The sequence below is a fragment of the Streptomyces sp. NPDC004126 genome (genome assembly GCF_050275515.1).
GTDB lineage: Bacteria > Actinomycetota > Actinomycetes > Streptomycetales > Streptomycetaceae > Streptomyces.
This window is the reverse complement of sequence record NZ_JBNNPF010000035.1, coordinates 1-1993: the sequence shown is the minus strand read 5'-3', so window position 1 is coordinate 1993 and position 1993 is coordinate 1. Positions and strand designations below refer to the sequence as shown.

1 protein-coding gene is annotated in these 1993 nt (G+C 71.2%); it reads left to right on the top strand.

Going from position 1 to position 1993, the window contains the following annotated elements:
- Positions 1-472 precede the first annotated feature (472 nt).
- Positions 473-1873 (top strand): nucleobase:cation symporter-2 family protein, encoded by a 1401-nt coding sequence (locus ACQKM2_RS27965; protein WP_427714562.1) that lies wholly within the window; start codon positions 473-475, stop codon positions 1871-1873.
- Positions 1874-1993 lie beyond the last annotated feature (120 nt).

Genomic DNA, 1993 nt, shown 5'->3' with positions numbered 1-1993 from the left:
CGCCCCCGCGCGGGGCGCGTAACTCCCCGCGGGCCTCACCGCCCACGCGAGGGCGGGGGGCAACCCCCGGCGCCCGCCGGGGGGGGCCGCCCCCGGCCCGGCGGCCGCGGACCCGAGCGGGGTCCGCGGCAGCCGTTCCCGGGAAGCGCCCGAGGAGAGATCCGAGGGCGCCCCGGGAGCGGTCACCGCTCCCACCGGAGCGGTGATCCCGCGACGACCGCCCAGCGGCGGTGACTCGTGACACCCGCACCGCAGCGCGACACGTACACCTCGTGCCACTGCCACGGCACCACCAGCCCCTGACCGGGGTGGGGCCACCGCGTGGAGCCGATTTTGGGCGAATCGATTCCGCACCCCTTGGGACAAGAAGTAGCAGTACCCACAACTCCATACAGGCTGGACCAGCACGCTTTCGCACCACCTCCATGACACCCACGTCCCTGCCGACGTGTTTAACCGACCGGAGGAAGCCGTGGCCGCAACGCCCAGGTTTCGCAAAGATGCAGTCGCAGTACCGGAGGAGAAGCACCCGGTCGACGAGACCCTGCCTCCGCTGAAGATGTTCACGAGCGGTCTCCAGCACGTGGCCGCCATGTACGCGGGTGTCGTAGCCCCGCCCATGATCGTCGGACCGGCGGTCGGCCTCTCCGCCACCGAGACCGCCTTCCTGATGGGCGCCTCGCTCTTCACCGCGGGACTCGCCACCCTGCTCCAGACCCTCGGGTTCTGGAAGATCGGCGCAAAGCTCCCCTTCGTCAACGGCGTCTCCTTCGCCGGTGTGACCCCGATGATCGCCATCGGCAAGGGGCAGGGGGACGACGCCATCCCCATCATCTTCGGCGCGATCATCGTCGCCGGAGTGGTCGGCTTCATAGCCGCCCCCTACTTCGGCAAGCTCGTACGCTTCTTCCCTCCCGTCGTCACCGGCACCGTCATCACCCTGATCGGCGTGTCCCTGCTGCCCGTGGCCTTCAACTGGTCGCAGGGCGGCAACCGAGCCGCTGCCGACTACGGCTCGATGAAGAACATCGGCATGGCGGCTCTCACCCTGGCGATCGTCCTGGTGATGCGGAAGTTCCTGCGCGGCTTCCTCCAGCAGATCTCCATCCTGCTGGGCCTGGTCGCCGGCACGCTGATCGCCCTCCCGCTGGGCATGACCAGCTTCGACGCCGTCAAGAACGCCTCCGTCGTCGGCTTCCCGACCCCCTTCCACTTCGGCGCCCCGCAGTTCCAGGTCGCCGCCATCGTCTCGATGTGCATCGTGATGCTGGTCTGCATGACCGAGTCGACCGCCGACATCCTGGCCCTCGGCAAGATCGTCGGCCGGCCCGCGGACGCGAAGACCATCGAGGGCGGCCTGCGCGCCGACACCCTCGGCAGCGCGCTCAGCCCGCTGTTCAACGGCTTCATGTGCAGCGCCTTCGCCCAGAACATCGGGCTCGTGGCGATGACCAAGGTGCGCAGCCGCTTCGTGGTCGCGGCGGGCGGCGGCATCCTGATCCTGCTCGGCCTGTGTCCCATGGCCGCCTCCGTGATCGGGGTCGTCCCGCTGCCCGTCCTCGGCGGCGCCGGCGTGGTCCTCTTCGGCTCGGTCGCGGCCAGCGGCATCCAGACCCTGGCGGGCGCGGCCATGGAGAAGGGCGAGAACGCCCTGATCGTCGCCGCGTCGGTCGGCATCGGCCTGATCCCGATCGCCGCGCCCGACTTCTACCACGCCTTCCCGAAGGACCTGCTGGTCGTCCTCGACTCCGGCATCAGCACCGGCTGCGTGGTGGCGATCCTGCTCAACCTGGCCTTCAACCACCTCGGTGCGAAGCGCGACGCGGCCGCGGAGTCCTCGGAGGCCGCGGCGGAGCCGGCATTCGTCCACTGAGCCCGCTGCCCCGGCCCGCCGGGCCGGGAACGGCCGCCGCCCCCCGGGGGGGGGGCGGGCGCCCCCCGCCGGGGACCCGGACGGATCCTCGGTGACGCGGGGCGGGCCCGGGGCGTGGCG